The organism is Pseudomonas arcuscaelestis, from assembly GCF_016881005.1.
In the GTDB taxonomy this organism is placed as follows: domain Bacteria; phylum Pseudomonadota; class Gammaproteobacteria; order Pseudomonadales; family Pseudomonadaceae; genus Aquipseudomonas; species Aquipseudomonas arcuscaelestis.
Map to the genome: position 1 here is coordinate 205,597 of NZ_JACOPV010000001.1, position 24,468 is coordinate 230,064.

The 24,468-nt window shown below is 59.3% G+C and carries 21 protein-coding genes; 9 read left to right on the forward strand and 12 right to left on the reverse strand.

Annotated elements, in window-relative coordinates:
• Positions 1-26: 26 nt before the first annotated feature.
• A complete protein-coding gene (locus H8F21_RS00930; RefSeq protein WP_203482556.1) occupies positions 27-1,457 on the forward strand; it encodes a mechanosensitive ion channel family protein in 1,431 nt (476 codons plus the stop codon).
• A 3-nt stretch (positions 1,458-1,460) separates the two neighbouring features.
• On the opposite strand, the gene amaA is transcribed toward H8F21_RS00930, so the two are convergent.
• Both amaA and amaB read right to left on the reverse strand, forming a co-directional pair.
• Positions 1,461-2,747, reverse strand: coding sequence for an L-pipecolate oxidase (gene amaA / locus H8F21_RS00935; protein ID WP_203482557.1), 1,287 nt, complete (start codon positions 2,745-2,747; stop codon positions 1,461-1,463).
• 110 nt (positions 2,748-2,857) lie between these two features.
• Complete coding sequence (gene amaB / locus H8F21_RS00940; RefSeq protein ID WP_203482558.1) at positions 2,858-4,348, reverse strand: L-piperidine-6-carboxylate dehydrogenase; 1,491 nt, start codon at positions 4,346-4,348, stop codon at positions 2,858-2,860.
• A gap of 135 nt (positions 4,349-4,483) precedes the next feature.
• Here amaB and H8F21_RS00945 point away from each other — a divergent pair, with 135 nt between their 5' ends.
• The gene (locus H8F21_RS00945; protein ID WP_203482559.1) at positions 4,484-5,395 is read left to right on the forward strand and encodes a LysR family transcriptional regulator; all 912 of its coding nucleotides are present in this window, start codon (positions 4,484-4,486) and stop codon (positions 5,393-5,395) included.
• An 81-nt stretch (positions 5,396-5,476) separates the two neighbouring features.
• Entirely contained in the window at positions 5,477-6,874 is a 1,398-nt protein-coding gene (hglS, locus tag H8F21_RS00950) for a 2-oxoadipate dioxygenase/decarboxylase HglS (protein ID WP_203482560.1), read from the forward strand.
• Between the two features lie 45 nt (positions 6,875-6,919).
• Here hglS and H8F21_RS00955 read toward each other — a convergent pair whose 3' ends face one another.
• On the reverse strand, positions 6,920-7,840 hold the full coding sequence (locus H8F21_RS00955) for a LysR substrate-binding domain-containing protein (protein WP_203482561.1): 921 nt from the start codon (positions 7,838-7,840) through the stop codon (positions 6,920-6,922).
• 156 nt (positions 7,841-7,996) lie between these two features.
• Between H8F21_RS00955 and H8F21_RS00960 the strand changes: the two genes are divergently transcribed.
• The gene (locus H8F21_RS00960) at positions 7,997-9,385 is read left to right on the forward strand and encodes a NorM family multidrug efflux MATE transporter (protein ID WP_203482562.1); all 1,389 of its coding nucleotides are present in this window, start codon (positions 7,997-7,999) and stop codon (positions 9,383-9,385) included.
• 55 nt (positions 9,386-9,440) lie between these two features.
• Here the strand turns inward: H8F21_RS00960 and H8F21_RS00965 are convergent, their stop codons facing one another.
• Complete coding sequence (locus H8F21_RS00965; protein ID WP_203482563.1) at positions 9,441-11,105, reverse strand: putative bifunctional diguanylate cyclase/phosphodiesterase; 1,665 nt, start codon at positions 11,103-11,105, stop codon at positions 9,441-9,443.
• A gap of 265 nt (positions 11,106-11,370) precedes the next feature.
• Between H8F21_RS00965 and rep the strand changes: the two genes are divergently transcribed.
• Complete coding sequence (rep, locus tag H8F21_RS00970) at positions 11,371-13,380, forward strand: DNA helicase Rep (protein WP_203482564.1); 2,010 nt, start codon at positions 11,371-11,373, stop codon at positions 13,378-13,380.
• A 63-nt stretch (positions 13,381-13,443) separates the two neighbouring features.
• Positions 13,444-14,016 (forward strand): xanthine phosphoribosyltransferase, encoded by a 573-nt coding sequence (locus H8F21_RS00975; protein WP_203482565.1) that lies wholly within the window; start codon positions 13,444-13,446, stop codon positions 14,014-14,016.
• A gap of 41 nt (positions 14,017-14,057) precedes the next feature.
• Here H8F21_RS00975 and H8F21_RS00980 read toward each other — a convergent pair whose 3' ends face one another.
• The 6 genes from H8F21_RS00980 to dadA form a co-directional block, all read right to left on the reverse strand.
• Positions 14,058-15,923, reverse strand: a complete 1,866-nt coding sequence (locus H8F21_RS00980; protein WP_203482590.1) for an acetyl-CoA hydrolase/transferase C-terminal domain-containing protein — start codon at positions 15,921-15,923, stop codon at positions 14,058-14,060.
• Between the two features lie 139 nt (positions 15,924-16,062).
• Positions 16,063-16,485, reverse strand: coding sequence for a c-type cytochrome (locus H8F21_RS00985; RefSeq protein ID WP_178084197.1), 423 nt, complete (start codon positions 16,483-16,485; stop codon positions 16,063-16,065).
• A 141-nt stretch (positions 16,486-16,626) separates the two neighbouring features.
• Positions 16,627-17,175 carry a cupin domain-containing protein gene (locus tag H8F21_RS00990; protein WP_028942437.1) on the reverse strand — a complete coding sequence of 183 codons (549 nt, stop codon included), beginning with the start codon at positions 17,173-17,175 and terminating at the stop codon, positions 16,627-16,629.
• Positions 17,176-17,283: 108 nt separating this feature from the next.
• Positions 17,284-18,357, reverse strand: coding sequence for an alanine racemase (gene alr / locus H8F21_RS00995; RefSeq protein WP_203482566.1), 1,074 nt, complete (start codon positions 18,355-18,357; stop codon positions 17,284-17,286).
• 94 nt (positions 18,358-18,451) lie between these two features.
• Positions 18,452-18,805, reverse strand: coding sequence for a RidA family protein (locus H8F21_RS01000; protein WP_203482567.1), 354 nt, complete (start codon positions 18,803-18,805; stop codon positions 18,452-18,454).
• Positions 18,777-20,078, reverse strand: coding sequence for a D-amino acid dehydrogenase (gene dadA, locus H8F21_RS01005; protein WP_203482568.1), 1,302 nt, complete (start codon positions 20,076-20,078; stop codon positions 18,777-18,779). The genes H8F21_RS01000 and dadA overlap by 29 nt, the downstream gene beginning before the upstream one ends.
• Positions 20,079-20,234: 156 nt before the next feature.
• Between dadA and dadR the strand changes: the two genes are divergently transcribed.
• The gene (gene dadR, locus H8F21_RS01010; protein WP_075805874.1) at positions 20,235-20,723 is read left to right on the forward strand and encodes a transcriptional regulator DadR; all 489 of its coding nucleotides are present in this window, start codon (positions 20,235-20,237) and stop codon (positions 20,721-20,723) included.
• Between the two features lie 3 nt (positions 20,724-20,726).
• On the opposite strand, the gene H8F21_RS01015 is transcribed toward dadR, so the two are convergent.
• A complete protein-coding gene (locus H8F21_RS01015) occupies positions 20,727-21,080 on the reverse strand; it encodes a YkgJ family cysteine cluster protein (protein ID WP_203482569.1) in 354 nt (117 codons plus the stop codon).
• A 114-nt stretch (positions 21,081-21,194) separates the two neighbouring features.
• Between H8F21_RS01015 and H8F21_RS01020 the strand changes: the two genes are divergently transcribed.
• On the forward strand, positions 21,195-22,499 hold the full coding sequence (locus H8F21_RS01020; RefSeq protein WP_203482570.1) for an NAD(P)/FAD-dependent oxidoreductase: 1,305 nt from the start codon (positions 21,195-21,197) through the stop codon (positions 22,497-22,499).
• A 68-nt stretch (positions 22,500-22,567) separates the two neighbouring features.
• Here H8F21_RS01020 and H8F21_RS01025 read toward each other — a convergent pair whose 3' ends face one another.
• Complete coding sequence (locus tag H8F21_RS01025; RefSeq protein WP_203482571.1) at positions 22,568-22,798, reverse strand: DUF1127 domain-containing protein; 231 nt, start codon at positions 22,796-22,798, stop codon at positions 22,568-22,570.
• A gap of 179 nt (positions 22,799-22,977) precedes the next feature.
• Here H8F21_RS01025 and H8F21_RS01030 point away from each other — a divergent pair, with 179 nt between their 5' ends.
• Positions 22,978-24,408, forward strand: coding sequence for an aminotransferase-like domain-containing protein (locus tag H8F21_RS01030; RefSeq protein ID WP_203482572.1), 1,431 nt, complete (start codon positions 22,978-22,980; stop codon positions 24,406-24,408).
• Positions 24,409-24,468: the final 60 nt, after the last annotated feature.

A 24,468-nucleotide genomic window follows, 5' to 3' on the forward strand; every position in this document is an offset into this window, starting at 1 on the left:
CAACACCCCACCGCCGCGAGTTCGGTATGTTCGCTCTCATCCAGAGTTACCCCTTGCTGATCGGTATCGTACTGATCGCACTTGATCTTCTGCTCTGGCAAGTGACCCCGCTCAAGCGGCGCGCCTTGCGTATTGGCCTGCGCCTGGGTGTGTTCCTGTTGTTTACCTGGGTGTTGATCAGTTCCGGGGTAAGCCCGTTGCAGCCGGCGCCTTGGGCCGACGATGTAGCCCGCAATCTGTTGGCAACTGTCCTGGGCATTGGTTGGTGGCTATTCGCAGCGCGGACCATGACCGTTGTGATCGGCGTGATTTTGGTCGCGCGCAGTAGCCATACCGGCCGCCTGCTGCAAGACGTACTCGGTGCGGTGATCTTTCTAGTGGCCATTGTCGCCGCAGCCGCCTACGTGTTGCAGCTACCGGTAAAGGGGCTGCTGGCGACCTCGGGGGTGATGGCGATCGTTATTGGCCTGGCACTGCAAAGCACCCTGAGCGATGTGTTCTCCGGAATTGTCCTCAACACCACCCGCCCCTATCAGATTGGTGACTCGATCAGCATCGATGGCACTGAGGGCAAGGTCATCGATATCGACTGGCGCGCCACTCGCCTGCTGACCGGCAACGGCAGCCTGGCGGTAATTCCCAACTCGGTGGCGGCCAAGGCCAAACTGCTCAATTTCAGCCAGCCAAACGATGTACACGGCGTGTCGATCAGCGTGGTGATTCCGGCGCGGGTCCGTCCTCGGCGCGTGTTCGATGCGCTGGAGAAAGCCCTGCAAGGTACGCGCACGCTGCTGAGCACACCGCCACCCAAGGTCACCATTAAAAGCTCCACGCTGGAATCGGTCGAATATGAAGCCAGCGGTTTTGTCAGTTCAATGAGCCAGAAAACCGATACACGCAATCATCTGTTCGACCTCGCTCATCGCCACCTCGAAGCAACCGGCGTGGTGTGGAATACCGACAGCCTGCCATCCCAGACATGGACCCGCCAGCGCGCCCTGTTGGAAGACGTGCGCATTTTCCGCTCATTGAGCGGCGAGGAAAAAGACAACCTCAGCCAGCGCATGACATCAGTCGAGTACCTGGCCGATCAAGTGATCCTGGGCGTGGGTGAAAATTCGGATTATCTACTGGTGATAGGCACTGGCGTGGTGTCGGTGGTGGTGCATGATGGTGACAAGCTGATCGAGGCCGGACGCATGGGTCCGGGCGAGATCCTGGGGGTTGAGAACCTGCTTGAAGCGCAAGACTCAACGGCTGAGTTCCGCACCTTGTCCAGTTGTCTTCTGTACCGCATCGACAAAGACCAAGTGCGCAGCTGTCTTGAGCAACGGGACGAGGTCAAGACAGCGCTGATCAAGCTCCAACGTATCCGTCAGCAAACACGGCAGTCGCTGCTGGAGCAAAAACCGGCAGCCATCAAGAAAGGTGGCTTTCTCAGTTGGCTGCACAAGTAGCCGTTACAACACCACGCGCAAACATTGCCCGGCGTGATACAGCGAGAATCCGGTTTCATAGAAGCCGGTGCGCAGGGCCGGTGCTGAAACCGGCTTCATTGCCGAAAACGGAACAGGCAGGGTATCCGGGTTGTCTTGCAGGAGGAATTGCGCAAAAGCCTTACCGATCACCGTTCCTGTGGTGTTGCCCCGGCCGTTGTATCCGGTGACCGCGACCAGGCCCGGGGCCGGTTCGAACAGGCGCATCAGGTGGTCAGGGGTGAAGTCGATGCAGCCGGTCCAGTGCATTTCCCACTCGATTTTGCCCAACTGCGGGAAGTAGTGATTCTGAATACGGTCGGCCCAGCTGCGAATGAACCAGCTTGGCTTGTTGTCGACCCGGCCCAGGCTACCAAGCAACAGTCGGCCTTCATCATCACGACGAATGCTGCTCAGCACTGTGCGAGTGTCCCAGGAGCCTTGCCCATGTTTGAGCACGTTGTCGGCCGCCGCGCCCTGCAGCGGCGTCGAGGCAACCTGGTAGTAGTAACCCCGAAAAAAGTGCTTCTGCAGGGTGGTCCAATCGCCTTCGGTGTAAGCACCAGTGGAGATAACCACTTTGTCGGCGCTGACCGAGCCATTGGCGGTTTTCACCCGCCAGCCGCGGTTTTCGCGTTCCAGGCCCTCGACAGCGGACTGCTGAAAAACCTGCCCACCTAGACGGCTGACGGCGGCCGCCAGGCCTTGGGTGTAGGCCATGGGGTTGATGGTGCCGGCGCGGCGGTCGAGCAGCGCGGCGGAAATCTTGTCGGTACCGCAGTATTCCTCACACGCTGCGCCAGTAAGCAGTTCGACGTCGGCGCCGCGACGGCTCCACTGCTGATGACGCGCTTGCAAGTCGGCAACGCCGGTGGCGTTATGCGCCATGTGCAGGGTGCCAGTATTGTGTGCCTGGCAGTCGATGCCCAAGCGTTCGATAGTGGCGAAAACTTCAGCAGGTGCCTCGCCGAGTACCTTGTTCAGGCGGCTGCCTTGCTGTTGGCCGAGCGTAGCTTCAACGTCATCGGGACGAATCCAGGTACCGGCATTGACCAGACCGACGTTGCGACCCGAACCGCCGTGGCCGATTTTCCAGGCCTCCAGCAGGATCACCGACTTGCCTGCTTCGAGCAGGTGCAGTGCAGCGCTAAGACCAGTAATGCCGCCGCCAATGACGCAGACGTCGGCCTTGAGTTCGGAGGCCAGCTTATCGACCGGCGCAGCGAGCGTGGTTACGTGTTCCCACAAACAGTGTTGACGCAGCTCTGGCATGGTCGGCTTCCTTGATTATTATTGTTCGGTGGGGAGCTTATCGCGGGGCAAGCCTGCTCCCACAGTATCATTACGACCTGTAGGAGCGGGCTTGCCCGCGCTTAACCGGATCAGTCGAACACGATCCCCTGCGCCAATGGCAGCTCACGCGAATAGTTCACGGTATTGGTCTGGCGACGCATGTAGGCTTTCCACGAATCGGAGCCCGACTCGCGACCGCCACCGGTTTCTTTCTCGCCGCCGAAGGCACCGCCAATTTCCGCACCGCTGGTGCCGATGTTGACGTTGGCAATGCCGCAGTCGCTGCCCGCAGCGCTCTGGAAGCGCTCTGCTTCACGCAGGTCGGTGGTGAAGATGCACGAGGACAAGCCTTGCGGTACTTCGTTGTTCAGGCGCAGGGCCTCCTCGAAGTCGTCATAGGTCAGCACGTAGAGAATCGGGGCGAAGGTCTCGTGACACACCACGGCGCTTTGTGCCGGCATCTCGGCAATGGCTGGCGATACGTAGAAGGCATTCGGATACTGCTCTGCCAGCTGACGCTCACCACCAAACACTTGGCCGCCTTCGTCGCGAGCTCGCGCCAGGGCATCCTGCATGGCGCTGAAGGACTGCTTGTCGATCAGTGGCCCGACTAGGTTGTCCTTGCGCGGATCGCCGATACGCACTTTGGCGTAGGCGGCTTTCACCCGTGCAACCACCTCCTCCTTGATCGAACGATGCACGATCAGACGACGCAGGGTGGTGCAACGCTGACCGGCCGTACCGACGGCGCTGAACAGGATGCCGCGCACGGCCAAGTCCAGGTCTGCGCTAGGCGCCAGGATCATGGCGTTGTTGCCACCCAGTTCGAGGATACTGCGACCAAAGCGAGCGGCAACCCGTGGACCGACTTCGCGACCCATGCGGGTACTGCCGGTGGCGCTGACCAGCGGCACACGCGGGTCGTCGACCAGCGCTTCACCGGCTTCGCGATCACCAATAATCAGTTGGCTCAGGCCTTCTGGCGCATCACCAAAGGCTTTCAGGGCTTTCTCGAACAGTGCCTGGCAGGCCAGCGCGGTCAGCGGGGTTTTCTCGGAAGGCTTCCAGACCACGGCGTTACCGCAAACCAGCGCCAGCGTAGTGTTCCAGGCCCAGACGGCAACCGGGAAGTTAAAGGCGCTGATGACACCGACAACGCCCAGCGGGTGCCAGGTTTCACGCATGTGGTGGCCAGGACGCTCAGAGGCGATGGTCAAACCGTACAACTGGCGCGAAAGACCCACGGCGAAGTCGCAGATGTCGATCATTTCCTGCACTTCACCCAGACCTTCCTGAGTGATTTTGCCGGCTTCGACCGAGACCAGTTCACCCAGGGCGGCCTTATTTTCACGCAGCACTTCGCCGAACAGACGAATCAGCTCACCGCGACGCGGCGCAGGAACATTGCGCCAAGCCTGAAATGCTTGCGCAGCCTTGTCGATTTTAGCCACGACCTGGGCTTTGCTTTCCAGGTGCACCGAGGCAATCGCGCTGCCATCGATAGGGGTGTGAACGGAATGGTTGCCATTGGTGTAGGCATTGGCCGAGACACCGAGGCGGTCAAGCAGTCCATCAACCATTTTCTTCTCCTGCATGCGATGAGTGGTTGAATTAGTGATCCGGATCAGTATTAATCCGATCACTCTGGCGCAACAAACGACCTTTATTCCGCATATCATTCCGCCAGGTAATGATCTACCCGCTTAGAGACCGCTATGTCCAAACGTTTGGTGCCATCGATGGCCGCCCTGCAGTGTTTCGAGGCTGCCGCCCGACACCTGAGCTTCACCCGCGCAGCCGAAGAATTGCACCTGACCCAGAGCGCGGTGAGCAAACAGGTCGCCCAACTTGAAGAGATGCTGCGCCATCACCTGTTCCTGCGCATCCGCCGACGTCTGCAATTGACACCTGCTGGCGCGCTTTACCTGGCCGAGGTCAACAAGATCCTCACCCAGGTAGACATGTCCAGCCGCTACATCCTCTCCTACGGCCAGCAGACCGAAGTATTGAAAGTAGCCACTCAACCGAGTTTTGGCGTGCGCTGGCTGATTCCCCACCTGAAAGGCTTCGGCAAACGCCACCCGAATATTCATCTGGATATCCGCAACGAGATGGAGCCGTTCGCACTGCTGCAGGGTAAAGCCGACGTGGTGTTTTTCTTCGGCCAAGGTACATGGCCTGGGGCTACCTGCGTGGAGTTGTTCGGCGAAGAGGTGGTACCGGTATGCGCTCCAGAGCTGGTACAGGGCCGCACGCTCAAAGACGCCAGCGAATTGTCCGAGCTTGTGCTGTTGCAAAGCACATCGCGCCCCGAGGCTTGGCATGAATGGTTCCTGGAACAAGGCCTGCACTCAGCCCATAGCTACCACGGACCACGCTTCGACACCTTCTATATGAGTCTCAGTGCTGCCCAGTCCGGCTGCGGTGTGGCCCTGGTGCCGCGTTATCTGGTGGAGCAGGAGCTGGCTGAGGGCAAGTTGGTCGTGCCCTGGCAGCACAGCATGCGCAGCAACGGCTCACATTTTCTGGCGTTTGCCGAGCACGCGGCGGAAGTGCCGAAAGTGCGCGCGCTGGTTGAGTGGATCGCTGCCGAGTTGGCGCCGGAAGTTCACGAAATTACGGAATAACTGATCCACTTTTTTTCGCTTGCGGGAGTAGTGCATTCCTCGCTTTCATGTAGCGGTGCCCACTTCACCAGGAAGCTTTCGATGCCCGCTCAAGATTTCGTCAGCCCGGACAGCATTCGCGCGCAATTCTCGGCCGCCATGTCGCTCATGTACAAACAGGAGGTGCCGCTCTATGGCACGCTGCTGACGCTGGTGAGCGAAGTCAACCAGCAGGTCATGGCCGAGCAGCCGCAAGTGGCTCAAACCCTGCGCCTGACGGGCGAGATCGAGCGCCTGGACCAGGAGCGTCATGGCGCAATCCGAGTTGGCAACGCCGAAGAGCTTGCCACCATCGCTCGTCTGTTCGCGGTGATGGGCATGCAGCCGGTAGGCTACTACGACCTCAGCTCCGCTGGCGTACCGGTACATTCCACAGCCTTTCGTGCCGTTCATGAGCAGTCACTGCACATCAGTCCGTTCCGGGTATTCACTTCGTTGCTGCGCCTGGAATTGATCGACAACCCGGCGCTGCGGGAACTGTCACGGCAGATTCTCGCCAAACGGCAGATCTTCACCCCGCGCGCCCTGGAGCTGATCCAGCAGTGCGAACGTGATGGCGGCTTGACCGCCAGCGATGCCGACGCCTTTGTCAGTGAAGCCCTGCACACCTTCCGCTGGCACCAGGACGCCACCGTAACAGCGCAACAGTATCAACAGCTGCACGATCAACACCGCCTGATCGCCGATGTTGTAGCTTTCAAAGGCCCCCACATCAACCACCTGACGCCGCGAACCCTCGACATCGACGCCATTCAGGCAGGCATGCCGGCCAAAGGCATTTCACCCAAGGCCGTAATCGAAGGCCCACCACCGCGTCGCTGCCCTATCCTGCTGCGCCAGACCAGTTTCAAAGCCCTGCAGGAAAAGGTCGCCTTCAGCGATCAGCAGGGCGCTGCCAGTGGCAGCCATACCGCCCGTTTCGGCGAGATCGAGCAGCGCGGCGCAGCACTGACGCCCAAAGGTCGCCAACTGTATGACCAACTCCTTGATGCCGCGCGTGATTCACTGGGGGGTGTGCCTGCAGAGGCCAACGCCGAGCGCTACATGAATTTGCTCGAGGATAGCTTCCGCGCATTCCCGGACGACTTGGCGCACATGCGTGAACAGGATCTGGCGTACTTCCACTACTTCCCGACCGAACGTGGCCTGGCAGCACGCGGCGAGGCCCAGCGCCCGACCTCGCTGCAGGGACTGATCGACGCCGGGCACGTGCAATTTGCAGCCCTGGTGTACGAAGACTTCCTGCCGGTCAGTGCTGCGGGGATCTTTCAGTCCAACCTGGGTGACGATGCCCATAGCGAGTACGGCAGCAATGCCAATCGCGACGCGTTCGAACAGGCATTGGGCAAGTCGGTACAGGATGAGCTGGCGCTGTATGCGCAGAGCCAGCAGCGTTCGTTGCAGGTGTGTGCCCGAGCGCTGGATTTGCCTGGATTGTAAGAGCCTCATCGCGGGGCAAGAGCGCGCCCATAACGACCGCGGTAGCTAACTGAGGACCTGCACCTTCGGCAGGTCCATCGCGTCGGCTTCGCCCTGCAGGAAATCACTCAAGCGGCGCAACCGCTCGCCACCCGGACGCGTTTTTGGCCACACCAGATAATAGTCCAGACCACTGGCTACCGCTGTTGGCCAGGGCAGGCTCAAACGTCCCTGAGCCACGTCCTCGGCCACCATCAGCAGATCGCCCATCGACACGCCATACCCCCGGGCGGCCGCAATCATGCCCAGCTCCAGGGTATCGAACACCTGCCCACCTTTCAGCGAGACCTTGTCAGTCAGGCCCATGCGCGCAAGCCAACTGCGCCAGTCGCGCTTGTCAGGAGTCGGGTGGAGCAACTCGATGCCTGCCAGACGCTTGGCGTCCCAGGGTCCTTCCGTCAGTAAATCGGGCGCGCCGACCGGAATCAACAGCTCGGAAAACAGCCGCGCTACTTCCCAGTCCGGGGGAAAGCGCCCATCGCCCAGTAACACCGCACAATCGAATGGCTCATGGTTGAAATCGACGTGATCAACATCCATCCATGCACTGGTCAGTTGCACCTCGTTGCCCGGTTGCAGATGGCGAAAACGGCTGAGTCGCGCGAGTAACCAACGCATGGTCAGCGTCGAAGGAGCCTTCATGCGCAGGATGTCGTCCTCGCTGCGTAGCGTATTGCAGGCACGTTCCAGCGCGGCAAAACCTTCACGCACCCCGGGCAGCAGCAAGCGGGCCGCCTCACTGAGCTGCAAGCTTCGGCCATTGCGCACGAACAAACGGCAGGCGAAATGTTCTTCCAACGTGCGGATGTGTCGGCTGACTGCGCTCTGGGTGATTGATAACTCATCCCCGGCGCGTGTGAACGAGCTGTGCCTGGCAGCCGCCTCAAAGGCTCGCAAAGCGTACAACGGCGGTAAACGACGGGGCATGTGGTCAATCCTGCAGGTGCTGCCTGAGTGTTGACGGACATCATACCGGCATGAGTTTTAATCATGCCAATGATCGCTTTTATCCTTTTGTGCAAAACCTCACAAAAGATGAGAATTTCAAACTTTCCGAAATCAGCTTCAAAAAAGGACGATTCAATGCAGGTCGCACCCACTCATGAACTCAAGGCTCTGTTGCGCCTGGCCGGTCCGCTGATCGCCTCGCAGTTGGCCCACATGCTGATGGTGCTGACCGACACCCTGATGATGGCCCGCATCAGCCCGCAGGCCCTGGCCGGCGGTGGCCTGGGCGCGGCCAGCTATTCGTTCGTGTCGATTTTCTGTCTGGGAGTGATCGCTGCCGTCGGCACGCTGGTGGCGATTCGCAAAGGTGCCGGTGACATTGCCGGCGCTACCCGCCTGACCCAGGCCGGACTGTGGTTGGCTTGGGCCATGGCCATTGTTGCGGCGCTGGCGCTATGGAACCTTGAACCGGTATTGCTGCTACTGGGCCAAAGCCCGAACAACGTCGAAGCCGCCGCCCAATTCCTGCTCCTGCTTCCGCTGGCCCTTCCCGGCTACTTGAGCTTCATGGCCTTGCGCGGCTTCACCAGCGCCATTGGCCGCTCGACGCCAGTAATGGTCATCAGCCTGATCGGCACGGTGGCCAACTTCCTGCTCAATTATGCGCTGATCGAAGGCATGTTCGGCTTGCCCAAGCTGGGCCTGGTCGGAATCGGCCTGGTCACGGCAGTCGTTGCCAACTGCATGGCCGTGGCCATGGCCCTGTACATACGCTGGCACCCGGCCTATGGCCCTTATCCGATTCGCACTGGCCTGAGCCGCCCTTCCTGGCCAGCCCTGCGTGAGCTTTGGCGCCTTGGACTGCCCATTGGTGGAACCTATACGGTGGAAGTCGGCCTGTTCGCTTTTGCCGCGCTGTGCATGGGCGTACTGGGCAGCACGGAACTGGCAGCCCACCAGATTGCCCTGCAGATCGTTTCCACCGCCTTCATGATCCCGGCCGGGCTGTCTTATGCGGTTACCATGCGCGTCGGCCTCTACTATGGCGCGGGTAATCTGCCTGGCGCGCGACATGCCGGACGGGTCGGCATCGGTTTCGGTGCGACGATGATGCTGATGTTCGCCATCCTGTTCTGGCTGTTGCCCGATCCATTGGTGGGGCTGTTCCTCGATCACGGTGATCCCGCGTTCGCCGACATTATCCAGTTGGCCGTGAGCCTGCTGATGGTGGCGGCCTGGTTCGAATTGTTCGATGGCGTACAAACCATCGCCATGGGCTCGATTCGTGGTCTCAAGGATGCCAAGACCACCTTCCTGGTGGGCCTGTTCTGCTACTGGGTGATTGGCGCTCCGGCAGCCTGGCTGCTGGCCTTTACTCTGGGGATGGGTGCGGTTGGCGTCTGGTGGGGCCTGGCAGTAGGCCTGGCTTGTGCGGCGATAAGCCTGACACTGGCGTTCGAGTGGCGGATGAAGCGTTTACTGCGCAATGCTGGGGGCATGAAAACCGCAGTATCAGTAGCGTAAACACTACCGTAGAAGCGGATTCATCTGCGAAGGGCTGCGCAGCAGCCCCAATACACTACAAGGCAATGGTTTGCAGCGCCGCGCCACTGAATAGAAACGTCACCAGTTCATCGATCGGCAACGGCCGACTGATCAGAAAACCCTGAACCTGATCGCAGTTGAAACTACGCAGCAGGTCCAGTTGCTCAGGGGTTTCCACTCCTTCGGCCACCACCTCGAGGTTGAGGTTATGCGCCAGGTTGATCATGGCATGGACCAGCTTGCGGTTCTCTTCACGCTTTTCCATGCCACCGACAAAACTGCGATCGACCTTGAGCAAGGTAATCGGCAGGCTGTTGAGGTGGACGAAGGATGAGAAACCAGTACCAAAATCATCGAGAGAAAAGCGCACGCCAAGCCGCCCAAGGGCGTCCATGGTTTGCTCAACCAGATCGTTGCGGCGCATCACGGCCGTCTCGGTAAGCTCGAACTCCAGCCAGCGCGCATCCACACCATGCTCGATGATCAGCCGGCTTAGCGTCGCCAACAGCTGGCTGTCCTGAAACTGACGGAACGACAGGTTCACCGCCATGTGCAAGGGCGCCAGGCCCTTTTCCCGCAGCACCTGCATGTCGCGCAGGGCCCGGGAGATTACCCAGTAGCCCAACGGCACGATCAAACCACTCTGCTCGGCGAGCGGCACGAATTCACTGGGTGGCAACAAACCACGCTCGGCGTGGCGCCAGCGCACCAGCGCTTCCAGGCCAACGATGCGCCCATCGGTCATGTCGAGCCGTGGCTGATAGTGCAATTCCAGTTCATCGCGACGCAGGGCGCGGCGCAACTCGCTTTCCAGATCAGCCAGGCTGCGAGCGTTGCGGTTTATTCGCTCGTTGAAGATGTGAAAGGTGCAACCCTGGGTGCCTTTGGCCTGTTGCATGGCAATGTGAGCGTGCCACATCAGGGGGTCAGCGCCGCCCTGCGCACGCGCATGGGCAACACCCAGGCTGCAGCCGAGTAGCAGGCTCTCGCCATCGACCCAATAGGGTTCGGCCAGGGCCTCGGTAATGCGTTCGGCCATCCACTCGGCGCGTTGTGGTTCACGTCGCGTATCGATCAGCAGGGCAAATTCATCGCTACCCAGGCGTGCCACCTGATCACCCGCCTCAAGCCGGCTCTTCAAACGCCCGACCACCTGAAGAATCAAGCGATCGCCAGCCTGATGGCCCAGCGCGTCGTTGGCACGGCGGAAGTTGTCCAGATCCAGATGCCCAAGGGCGACACCCCGCCCCTCGTTATCGGCCAGGCGTGCGGCCAGCAGGGTCTGGAAACCCTGGCGATTGGCGATACCGGTCAACGGGTCCTGCTCGGCCAGGCGCTGCAAGGTGGCTTCCAGCACGCCACGCTCACGCACATGACGAAGACTACGGCGCAGAAGATCGGGACCCAGTTGGTCAAGCACCAGCCAGTCGCTAACGCCAGGTGGTGGTGATTGCGGCTCCTGCTCGAGCAACAACACCATCGGCAGGATACAGCGCCCTGGAGCAGGCTGTAGCTGCGGCGTTGCCAGTACCAATGCATTGCGATCATTGGCGAACAAACTATCGACCGCGTCCCAACTGGGTGCGGTCAACATCACCGCGCTACCCGCCAGCGGTGCCAGACAATTACGCAGGGCCGAGGCCCACTCGGGCTCATCAGCCAGCAACAGCAAACGCAAGGGTTCGACAGGCGTAGACAAGCTGGCTCCTTAGGACGTGGACGCAGTCAAATGACAATGGGCAGCGAGAGGCTCATCCTAAACCATTAGTGAAAATGATTTTCACTTAAAGTCGCGCCTATCCATTTGCCGACATCCCGCAGGTTTCGCCATGCATCCTGCGGGAAAGTATCAAAAGCGGCAAATTTAGATCGAGTGGTACGTCACACTGTCAGACGGTCGCGGCAGAAACTCTCTGCGCCTGCTAAAATGCCCGGCTATTTTTCAGGCGACCCCGGTTTTCTTCATGTCCCGACTCAATCCCCGGCAACAAGAAGCCGTGAACTACGTCGGCGGCCCTCTTTTGGTGCTCGCCGGTGCCGGTTCCGGCAAAACCAGCGTGATCACCCGCAAAATCGCGCACCTGATTCAGAATTGCGGCATTCGTGCGCAGTACATCGTGGCCATGACCTTCACCAACAAGGCCGCGCGGGAGATGAAAGAGCGGGTCGGCACCCTGCTGCGCAAAGGCGAAGGGCGCGGCTTGACCGTGTCGACGTTCCACAACCTGGGCCTGAACATTATCCGCAAGGAGCATCAGCGCCTGGGTTTCAAACCGGGCTTCTCGATCTTTGACGAGACTGACGTCAAAGCCTTGATGACCGATATCATGCAGAAAGAGTACTCGGGCGACGACGGCGTCGACGAGATCAAGAACATGATCGGCGCTTGGAAAAACGACCTGATCCTACCGCCCGAAGCATTGGAAAAGTCGCGTAACCCGAAAGAGCAGACCGCCGCCATCGTCTACGCCCATTACCAGCGCACGCTCAAGGCGTTTAACGCGGTGGACTTCGACGACCTTATCCTGCTGCCGGTCAAGCTGTTCCAGGAACACGCCGACATCCTGGAAAAATGGCAGCACAAGGTTCGCTACCTGCTGGTGGATGAATACCAGGACACCAACGCCAGCCAGTATTTGCTGGTGAAAATGCTCATCGGCACGCGTAACCAGTTCACCGTGGTGGGCGACGACGACCAGTCGATCTACGCTTGGCGTGGCGCGCGTCCAGAAAACCTGATGCTGCTCAAAGAGGACTATCCGTCGCTGAAGGTGGTCATGCTGGAGCAAAACTACCGCTCCACCAGCCGTATCCTGCGTTGCGCCAACGTGCTCATCTCGAACAACCCGCATGCCTTTGAAAAGCAGCTCTGGAGTGAGATGGGCCATGGTGACGAGATCCGTGTGATCCGCTGCAAAAACGAGGAAGCGGAGGCCGAGCGGGTGGCCATGGAAATTCTCAGCCTGCACCTGCGTACTGATCGCCCGTACAGCGATTTCGCCATTCTTTACCGCGGCAACTACCAGGCCAAGCTGATTGAGTTAAAGCTGCAGCATCATCAAGTGCCGTATCGCCTGTCTGGCGGCAACAGCTTCTTCGGGCGCCAGGAAGTCAAAGACCTGATGGCCTACTTCCGCCTGCTGGTCAATCCGGATGACGACAACGCTTATCTGCGAGTGATCAACGTACCGCGCCGTGAAATTGGCTCGACCACCCTGGAAAAGCTCGGCAATTACGCCACCGAACGCAAGATTTCGATGTACGCCGCCAGTGAAGAGCTGGGCTTGGGCGAGCATCTGGACAGCCGTTTCACCGACCGCCTGCAGCGCTTCAAGCGCTGGATGGACAAGGTTCGCGAGCAAGTCGCTCTGGAAGACCCTATCGCGGCCTTGCGCGGCATGGTCACCGACATCGATTACGAAAACTGGATTCGCACCAACAGTTCCAGCGACAAAGCTGCAGACTTTCGAATGGGCAACGTCTGGTTCCTGATCGAGGCGTTGAAAAACACCCTCGAAAAGGACGAAGACGGTGAAATGACCATCGAGGAGGCCATCGGCAAGCTGGTCCTGCGTGACATGCTTGAACGTCAGCAGGAAGAGGAAGACGGTGCCGAGGGCGTGCAAATGATGACGTTGCATGCTTCCAAGGGCCTGGAATTCCCCTATGTGTTCATCATGGGCATGGAGGAAGAGATTCTTCCCCACCGCTCCAGTATCGAAGCAGACACCATCGAGGAAGAACGACGTCTTGCCTACGTGGGTATTACCCGCGCACGCCAGACCCTGGCCTTCACCTTTGCAGCCAAGCGCAAACAGTACGGCGAGATCATTGATTGCTCGCCAAGCCGCTTCCTCGACGAGCTGCCGGATGATGACCTGGCCTGGGAAGGCCTTGACGATGCGCCGACCGAAGTGAAGGCCGCACGCGGCAATAATGCATTGGCCGATATCCGCGCCATGCTTAAACGTTAGATAATCAACCTTTGCTGCGGCGCACTGCCGTGGCCACTCTTGCTACATCGAGGAAATACCACAGTGGAAGCACTGCACCAGAAGATTCGCGAAGAAGGCATCGTGCTTTCCGATCAGGTTCTCAAAGTCGATGCGTTTCTTAACCATCAGATCGACCCTGCGCTGATGCAACTGATTGGCGACGAGTTTGCCCGTCGGTTCGCCGACTCCGGCATCACCAAGATCGTCACTATCGAAGCCTCGGGTATTGCCCCAGCGGTGATGACCGGCTTGAAGCTGGGTGTGCCGGTGATTTTCGCGCGCAAGCACCAGTCGCTGACCCTGACCGAGAACCTGCTGACCGCCACGGTGTATTCCTTCACCAAGCAGACTGAAAACACCGTGGCGATCTCCCCGCGTCACCTCAACAGCAGCGATCGCGTGCTGGTGATCGACGACTTCCTGGCCAATGGCAAAGCCTCCCAGGCCCTGATCTCGATCATCAAGCAAGCTGGCGCTACCGTTGCTGGCCTGGGTATCGTTATCGAGAAGTCGTTCCAGGGCGGCCGCGCCGAGCTGGACAGCCAGGGCTACCGCGTTGAGTCGCTGGCCCGGGTCAAGTCGCTCAAAGATGGCGTGGTTACTTTCATCGAGTAAGCCGGCGTTCATGTCGCGGGGCTTGCCCCGCGATAGCGTCCTCAAGCCGATGAAGTAGCCTGCAACCCTGCCAGCAGCAAGCGCTGGTACAGCTCATCCTTGAGCCCCTGCGGCTGCGCCAGTCCCATGCGTTGCAACTGTTGCGGATAAGCCTCCGGTGCCGGTGCGTCCAAGGCGGCCTTGCCCAGCGACAGTACCTCGCTCAATTTGAATTTGCTCTTGAGCCAGTTCAACGCGCGCAACAAGTCGCGCTCTTGCTCAGTGAAATCACTGCCCAACGGATACTCGGGGAACAACTGCGCGTGCTCGTCGCGCAAGCGTTGCAAGCGCTGCGGTGTGTTGTCGGTAAAGCGCGGCTCCAAGGCAAAGTCGGACGGTAGCTTGCCGGCCTTCTGCGCCTGTGCGATCAACCCGGCCTGAAAGCGCGAATCGCTGATTTGCAGCAGTCGCCGGATGGTTTCGGCATCGGTTTGCCCGCGCAGGTCGGCAATCCCGTATTCAGTGACGACCACATCGCGCAGGTGCCGTGGAATGGTGCAATGGCCGTACTCCCAGACCAGATTCGAGCTTACCTCCCCACCCGACTCACGCCAGCTGCGCAACAGCAGAATCGATCGCGCACCTTCCAGGGCATGTCCCTGCGCGACAAAGTTGTATTGCCCTCCAACACCGCTGAGCACCCGCCCGTCTTCCAACTGGTCGGCAACCCCGGCACCCATGAGGGTCATGGTGAACACGGTGTTGATGAAGCGTGCATCCAGGCGCTGTGAACGCTTGAGGGCTTCCTCGCCGAACAGTTCGTTGATGTAGCTGATAGCGCGCATGTCGATACGCTTGCGGTTTTCTAGCGGCATGTCGCGCAAGCGCTGATAAAACGCCCGAGGCCCCAGGAAGAAGCCTCCATGTGCCAATACATCGCCATCAACCGGGCGCCGGATAATGCCTGCTTCCAACAAAGCCAGCAGTCCGTTGACGAACATTTCGCTACAGCCATACAAGCCGTGAACGAAAGGTTCGATACCACCTTCACGCTCGATCATTGCGTGCCAGGGCTGCAGGTTCATCGCAGCCAGCAGTGCCTGGTAGGCTTGGCTTTCAAACTCTCGCGCCAGGAGTGCCGCCGTCAGGGCGTCGCCCATGGCGCCGATGCCGATCTGCAAAGTGCCGCCGTCGCGCACCAGGGCGCTGGCATGCAAGCCGATGAAATGATCCTGGGGCGTGACGGGCATGTTCGGTGTCGAAAACAGCCGCCTGCGCTCAACGGAATCAATCAGCAAGTCGAAATCCTGACGGGGTAATTCAGAGCCACCGGGCATATAGGGAAGCTCAGCGTGTACCTGACCCAACAGCAGGATGGTTTCCCCGGCAGCACGACGACGCTCGATCATCGGCAGCAGATCGAGCGTTATATCCGGATTACAACTCAGGCTCAGGTGGTCCGGGTACTGGGTGTCCTCAGCTACCAGCTGTGCCACCAGGTTCAAACCTTTCGCGTTGATGTCCCGCGCGGCGTGACTGTAGTTGCTGCTGACGTAATCCTGCTGGGCCGTGGCGCTGTGCAGCAGGCTGCCCGGCTGCATGAAAAACTGCTCGATACGAATATTGGCCGGCAAACAGTCCTTGCGCAGGTCGCTCAAGTACTCGAGCTCTTCATAGTCGGCAAATACGCGCTCGAGAAACGGTTCGAGAAAGCGCCGCTGCAGGCCGTCACCCAGATCAGGCCGGCCCAGGCTGAGCGCGGTATAAATCGTTAAACGCCGCTGGGGCAATTGCCGAACACGCGCATACAGGGCGTTGACGAAAGCGTTGGGCTTGCCCAGGCCCAGCGGCAAACCCATGTGGATATGCGCGGGCAAACGCGCCAACACTTCGTCTACTGCCTTTTCAATTGAGCAACTCTGTGGCATTTGCGCCTCCCGATCATCCTTGCAGGTTGGACCGAGCATGGCGTGAGTTTGCTCCCCAGTCCACACCAGGGGGAGCGAGCCAGGCCTGCAGAAACAACAAAGCCCGCACGTGGCGGGCTTTGTTGACGAAATTGCAGGCTTACAGGCCGGACATTTTCTTGATGGCGCCCATCAGGTCGTCATCCGAGCAATCAGCGCAGGTGCCTTTCGGCGGCATGGCATTGATGCCGGTGATTGCCTTGGCCAGGATACCGTCCAGACCACCCTGGTGGTCGGCACGCTCTTTCCAGGCAGCGGTGTCACCGATCTTCGGTGCGCCCAGCAAGCCACTGCCATGACAGGCATTACAGTGCTTGGCGATAATATCGTCTGGGGTCTTGGCAGCGCCGCCGCCTGCGGAAGCAGCAACTTCCATACCCTTACATTCTTGACCTTGTACACACACTTGTCCGACTGGTTCGAGTCGCTTGGCAATGTCGTCGTTGGTCGCAGCTGTTGCGCTGACTGCCCAAAGGGCCAATACGGCAGCTGGTACGGCCAGCATTTTCTTGATTAGATTCACGCGTACACCCTCATGGTGGCTAGTCACGCCCGCGGCCACGGTTTCGCAGGCGGCGCAAGTATAACGGGAACCCTGCCATACCGAAACAACCCTAATGTCCAAAGGGTCTTAGCCGCGACAATCCGCCGCGTGTCACACGCTTTAGAAGTTGGCCGGCGTCGCTGCGCTGATCAGCCGAGCCGGCTCATCGTATGGGTTTCGGAAACGGTGCGGCTTGGTACTTTCAAAATAGTAGCTATCGCCCGCCTCGAGAATAAAAGTTTCCAGACCGACTACCAGTTCCAGGCGTCCTTCAAGGAGAATCCCGGTTTCCTCACCGTCGTGAGTGAGCATTTCTTCACCGGTATCGGCGCCCGGTGGGTACACCTCATTAAGAAACGCAATCGCCCGGCTCGGGTGCGCCTTGCCAACCAGTTTCATGGTCACGGCACCGTCAGAAATGTCGATTAATTCATGAGCCTTGTAAACGATTTGCGTGGGGTTTTCCGGCTGTAGTTCTTCCGAGAAAAACTCGACCATGGACATCGGAATACCGCCCAGCACTTTACGCAACGAGCTGATTGAAGGGCTTACGCTGTTCTTCTCGATCATCGAGATCGTGCTATTGGTGACGCCCGCCCGTTTGGCGAGTTCACGCTGGGACAGGCCCTTGAGCTTGCGAATGGCTTGCAGTCGTTCACCGACGTCCAATGCTGGAGCCCTCCTAAACGAACGAGTGGGGTCGAAATTGAACGATATCATCGCAACAGCGTTCAGTATTTACAACACTTCGACCCGCAGCCTGTCCGCTTTGGCGCCTCAATCGTCGATATAGTCCAGCGGTACGCGTTTGAGGTTGCAGAAGATCTGGTACGGAATCATTCCCGCCTGCTGCGCCAGATCGCTGGCCAGCACATTTTTTCCCCACAACTCTACCGGGCTGCCGATACCGGCTTCCGGTACGTCGGTCAAATCAATGCACAGCATGTCCATCGACACTCGGCCAATCAACTGACTGCGCTTCCCAGCCACCATGACCGGAGTACCGGTCGGCGCCTGACGCGGGTAGCCATCGGCATATCCCATGGCAACCACGCCGACGCGAGTCGGGCGCGGGCTGATGAATTTAGCGCCATAGCCCACCGGCTCACCGGCTGGCAATTCACGCACACTGATAACGCGTGATTGCAGGGTCATTACCGGTTGCAACCGGGCGGCTTCAGCTTGCGGCACTTCAAACGGCGTGGCGCCGTAGAGCATGATGCCCGGACGCACCCAATCGCTTGGAATGACCGGCCAACCCAGCACAGCCGGTGAGTTACGCAGGCTGACTTCGGCACTCAGCCCCTGGCGGGCGGCCTGGAACACCGCGACCTGGTCGTTGCTGGCAGCACTATCGAGCTCGTCCGCACGGGCGAAGTGACTCATTAACACCACACGGGTGACCTTGCCGCTGGCCAGCAAACGCTGATAGGCCGCCTGGTAATCCTTGGGGTGCAAACCTACCCGGTGCATGCCGCTGTCGAGCTTGAGCCAAACGGTGATCGGCGTGCTCAAGCGTACCTTCTCGATAGCTTCCAACTGCCACAGCGAATGCACAACACACCACAAGTCATGCTGGACAATCAGCTCCAGTTCGCTGGCTTCAAAAAAGCCTTCGAGCAACAACACCGGCGCCTTGATCCCCGCCGCTCGCAACTCCAGCGCCTCCTCGATGCAAGCCACGGCGAAACCATCGGCCTGCTGCTCGAGCGCCAAAGCGCAACGCACGGCACCATGGCCATAGGCGTCAGCCTTGATCACGGCCAAGGCCTTGGCACCGGACAATTCGCGAGCCAGTTGGTAGTTGTGACGCAGAGCTTGAAGATCGATCAGGGCACGAGCAGGACGCATAGCGGCAGCCTTCTTGGCAGTCTGGTTATAGTAAAAAACCCGGCGCTCGATTGCAGCTTGTAGGCCACCAACGGCACCGGGTGAGGGATTGCTATTACGGCAGTGCAGCCACTACCGACAGCTCTACGAGAATTTCCGGCTCGCACAGCTTGGCTTCGACAGTAGCGCGCGCAGGCGCTACGCCTTTGGGCAGCCACGTGTCCCAGACACTGTTCATGCCCTGGAAGTGCGCATCGATGTCCTTCAAATAAATAGTCACCGAGAGCAAGCGGCTCTTGTCGGTACCAGCTAGATCCAGCAGGCGCTCAATGTTGGCCAGGGTTTCACGGGTCTGCTGTTCGATCCCCGCATTCATGTCGTCGCCCACCTGGCCCGCCAGATAAACGGTGCCATTGTGGGTAACGATCTGACTCATACGCTCATTGGTGAGCTGGCGCTGGACTGACATGTTTTGCAGACTCCTGGTGTTTTCCGTAACGAGAAATATCGAGGCCTTCGGCGCTGATCTGCGGCTTTTTGCGTGCGATCAGATCCGCCAGCAAGCGGCCCGAACCGCAAGCCATGGTCCAGCCCAGCGTACCGTGACCGGTATTGAGGAAAAGGTTGCGGAACGGCGTGGCGCCTACGATCGGCGTACCGTCCGGCGTGGTCGGGCGCAGGCCGGTCCAGAAACTGGCCTCACTCAGATCGCCGCCGCGAGGATAGAGATCGTTGACGATCATCTCCAGCGTTTCGCGTCGACGCGGATTCAGCGACAGGTCAAAACCAGCGATTTCAGCCATGCCGCCAACACGAATGCGGTTGTCGAAACGGGTGATCGCTACCTTGTAGGTTTCGTCGAGAATGGTCGAAGTCGGCGCCATTGCCGGGTCGGTGATCGGCACGGTCAGGGAGTAACCCTTGAGTGGGTAAACCGGCGCCTTGATACCCAACGGCTTGAGCAGTTGCGGTGAATAGCTGCCCAACGCCAGAACGTAGCGGTCGGCGGTTTCCAGCTTGCCATCGATCCACACACCGTTGATGCGGTCACCGGCGTAGTCCAGACGCTGAATGTCCTGGCCAAAGCGGAACTCGACACCCAGTTTGATCGCCATTTCCGCCAGGCGAGTGGTGAACATCTGGCAGTCACCCGTCTGGTCGTTTGGCAAACGCAGGGCGCCTGCAAGAATATCGGTAACGTTAGCCAGGGCTGGCTCGACGCGGGCGATACCTTCACGGTCGAGTACTTCGTACGGAACACCGGACTGCTCAAGCACAGCGATGTCTTTGGCGGCGCTATCGAGTTGCGCCTGGGTACGGAACAGTTGGGTTGTCCCCAGCGAACGGCCTTCGTAAGCGATGCCGGTTTCTGCACGCAACTCATCGAGGCAATCACGGCTGTACTCAGACAGACGCACCATGCGCTCTTTGTTCACGGCATAACGGCTGGCGGTGCAGTTGCGCAGCATCTGCGCCATCCACAGGTACTGATCGATGTCCGCAGTGGCTTTGATTGCCAACGGTGCGTGACGCTCGAGCAGCCATTTGATGGCCTTCAGTGGCACACCGGGAGCAGCCCACGGCGAAGCGTAGCCTGGCGAGACCTGGCCGGCGTTGGCAAAGCTGGTTTCCATGGCGACTGCCGGTTGACGGTCGACCACAACGACTTCAAAACCCTGCCGTGCCAGATAGTAGGCACTGGCGGTTCCGATGACACCGCTACCAAGTACCAGAACTCGCATGTTTATTACCCTCGACGCAGCCTATAGCTGACATTTGTTGTTAGTGGCGTAGATGGGCGCAGTATAGGAAGGTATGACCAGTGCTTTTCACTGTATAAAAGCCTATATTTGGCGAGAATTCTCGGCAAGGTTGGCTTTTACGGAGGGGCATCCACTATGAGAACCCAGCACCAAAGCAAACGTGAACTGGATAAGATCGACCGCAACATCCTACGGATCCTACAATCCGATGGGCGTATTTCGTTTACAGAATTGGGCGAAAAGGTGGGTCTATCGACGACACCCTGCACCGAAAGAGTGCGGCGTCTGGAGCGAGAAGGCATCATTATGGGCTACAACGCCCGCCTCAATCCGCAGCACCTGAAGGGCAGCCTGCTGGTGTTTGTTGAAATAAGCCTGGATTACAAGTCCGGTGACACGTTCGAAGAATTTCGCCGTGCGGTACTGAAACTGCCCCACGTGCTGGAATGCCACCTGGTGTCGGGCGATTTTGACTATCTGGTGAAGGCGCGGATCTCGGAGATGGCTTCTTATCGCAAACTGCTGGGCGATATTCTTCTCAAACTGCCGCACGTTCGCGAATCGAAGAGTTACATTGTCATGGAAGAAGTCAAAGAAAGCCTTAACCTGCCGATTCCCGACTAAGCCCTAAACCAGCACCTGACGGGTACTGGCAATGAACTGATGCACCAGCTTCTCTGCCTGCGGGTCAATCATTTCGGCCGGACCGCGACCGTTGGGGCATGGCAGGCGCTCTGTGGTACCGAACAGTCGGCAGATCATCGGCCGTTCTTCGTACACAGTGCAGCCATCAGGCCCCAGGTGCACACAGTTCAGCTCGGCCAGTGCGGCTTCCTGTTCGGCCGCACTCTTGCGCGGCAGGCGGGCCATTTCTTCCGAAGACGTGGTCACCGGCCCACAGCAGTCATGGCAACCGGGCACACATTCGAAGGACGGGATCTGATCACGCAAAAATCGGATCTTGTGGCTGTTACAACTCATGGCGGCCTGCGGTAGGAAACGGGAACAACGCTATTTTGCCCCATGGTTGCTCCCTATCGAAAGTGCAGCTTATCCTGCGTCAATTTTTCCAAACACCAAATTCAGGACTCATCGATGAGCGTCCCTGTTCAATCACCTACTTCCCATGCCGCCTCCTACTATGCAGCCAGCAGCCAGTTGCAGCCCGAATATCCGGTGTTGCTTGGCGAGCTGAGCTGCGACGTGTGCGTGGTCGGGGGAGGTTTTTCGGGGCTCAATACAGCAATTGAACTGGCTGAACGCGGCCTCAATGTCATTTTGCTGGAAGCCCGCAAAATCGGCTGGGGCGCCAGTGGTCGCAATGGCGGGCAGTTGATTCGCGGCGTCGGGCATGGCCTGGATCAGTTCACCCCGCTACTGGGCAGCGATGGCGTACGCGAGCTGAAATTGATGGGCCTGGAAGCTGTGGATATCGTTCGCCAGCGTATCGAGCAGCACGCGATAAGCTGCGACTTGACCTGGGGTTACTGCGACCTGGCCAACAAGCCCAAAGACCTCCAAGGCTTCGCCGAAGATGCCGAAGAGCTGCGCGGCCTGGGCTACCGCCATGAGCTACGCCTGGTACAACCCGAGCAGATGCACACGGTGGTGGGCTCGGACCGTTACGTTGGCGGTCTGATCGACATGGGCTCCGGGCATCTGCACCCCCTGAACCTGGCCTTGGGCGAGGCAGCCGTGGCCAGGAAGCTTGGGGTTCGCCTGTTCGAACAGTCGGCAGTTACGCGTATCGACTATGGCGCACAGGTGCGTGTGCATACTGCCCAAGGATCGGTGCGCGCCAGTACCTTGGTACTTGGTTGCAACGCCTATTTGAACAACCTCAACACTGAATTGGGCGGCAAGGTGTTGCCTGCCGGTAGCTACATCATTGCCACCGAGCCTTTGAGCGAAGAGCTGGCTCACGAGCTTCTGCCACAGAACATGGCGGTTTGCGACCAGCGCGTTGCGCTGGACTACTACCGTCTGAGCGCGGATCGCCGACTGCTGTTCGGAGGCGCTTGCCACTATTCCGGGCGCGACCCACAGGACATCGCCGCCTATATGCGGCCAAAGATGCTCCAGGTTTTTCCGCAACTGGCCAATGCACGCATCGACTACCAGTGGGGCGGCATGATCGGCATCGGCGCCAACCGCCTGCCGCAGATCGGTCGCCTGGCCGACCAGCCAAACGTATATTTTGCCCAGGCCTACTCAGGTCACGGCCTCAATGCCACTCACCTGGCGGGCAAGTTGCTGGGCGAGGCCATCAGCGGCCAGCACCGTGGACGCTTCGACCTGTTCGCAAAAGTGCCGCACCTCACTTTCCCGGGCGGAAAACACCTGCGCTCACCGCTGCTCGCCCTGGGCATGCTCTGGCACCGGCTCAAAGAGCTGGTCTGACCCGATGTACCGAGCGGCAGGAACCGGCTCGCCCTGCGAACGACTGCCGGTGCTTCAAGGACCCAGTTTCAGCCACGCCAGAAAGGTTTCAAGCCCTCCTGGCGTGCCTGCTCCGGTGTAAGGCCGACATCGCGCAACTGCTCGGGGGTTAGCTCCAACAACACGCGACGACTGTTCCATCGATGCGCCATCAAGCCCCAACGCCCAAGCGCTACTGGAACATTGAACAACTTCACGCGTTGTTCACGACTCAATTCTTCAGCGTGCAATTTCAGACGCACATCGCTCATACCGCTCATTGCTTGAATCCTCCCCGGCCTGGATAACCGCAGGAAAAGCTTGAGCGATCAAGCAAAAGCAATACAGATTCAAAACACAGATATTATTTCCATACAGAATCGGCAGCTTTGCCACTGAATGCTGTATTTTTTCAGCATCTGTATTGGTAAGTCGCCAAATTGCGCTGCGGGAGTATGCCATGACCCTCTACGTCAACCTCGCCGAGTTGCTCAGCGCCCGTATTGAGCAAGGCTTGTACCGCCCGGGTGATCGCTTGCCATCTGTACGGGCATTGAGCGTGGAGCATGGTGTCAGCTTGAGCACTGTGCAGCAGGCCTATCGCCTGCTGGAAGACAACGGCCTGGCCGCGCCGCGCCCAAAGTCCGGCTATTTCGTGCCGAGCGACCGTAGCCTGCCTGCCCTGCCCGCAGTCAGCCGTCCGGCGCAGCGACCAGTGGAAATATCCCAATGGGAACAAGTCATCGAATTGGTGCGCAGCGTACCGAGCAAGGACGTCGTGCAACTGGGCCGAGGCATGCCCGACATCGATAGCCCCACACTCAAGCCGCTGCTGCGCAGCCTGGCCCAGCTCAGCCGCCGCCAGGACATGCCCGGTCTGTATTACGACACCATTTCCGGCACCCTGGCCCTGCGTGAACAGATTGCCCGCCTGATGCTCGACTCCGGCTGCAGTATCGACCCGGCTGACCTCGTGGTGACCACCGGCTGCCACGAGGCGCTGTCGGCCAGCATTCGCGCCGTGTGCCAGCCGGGAGATATCGTCGCAGTGGACTCACCGAGCTTTCACGGCGCCATGCAAACCCTCAAGGGCCTGGGCATGAAAGCCTTGGAAATCCCCACCGACCCACTCACGGGCATAAGCCTTGAAGCTCTGGAGCTGGCGCTTGAGCAGTGGCCGATCAAGCTCATCCAAATCACCCCGAACTGCAACAACCCTCTGGGCTATATCATGCCCGAGGCGCGCAAGAAGGCCTTGTTGACCCTGGCCCAACGTTTCGACGTAGCGATCCTGGAAGATGATGTGTATGGCGACCTGGCCTACACCTACCCGCGCCCGCGCACCATCAAGTCGTTCGACGAAGACGGCCGGGTGCTGCTATGCAGTTCCTTCTCTAAAACCCTCGCTCCCGGGCTGCGGATCGGCTGGGTAGCCCCAGGCCGGTATCTGGAGCGGGTGCTACACATGAAATACATTAGCACCGGCTGCACCGCGACCCAGCCGCAGTTGGCCATCGCCGACTTTATCGAGGCCGGACATTACCAGCCGCATATGCGCCGTATGCGTAGTCAGTACCAACGCAGTCGAGATCAAATGAGCGACTGGGTTACCCGCTACTTTCCCCCAGGCACTCGCGCCAGCCGGCCGCAGGGTGGATTCATGCTCTGGGTGGAGTTGCCCGAAAGTTTCGACACGCTCCGCCTGAACCGGGCTTTACTTGGGCAAGGTGTACAGATTGCCGTAGGCAGTATCTTTTCCGCCTCCGGCAAGTACCGCAACTGCCTACGGATGAACTTTGCGGCGCGCCCCACAGCCGCAATAGAAGCCGCTGTGCGCAAGGTTGGAGAGACCGCCATTCGTCTACTGGCCGAAGCTGGCAACGACGGGTAACTTTCCGCCGCCGCTCGCGGTCGATATCCATAAGCAATAAAACTAAAGGACCCTTTTGCC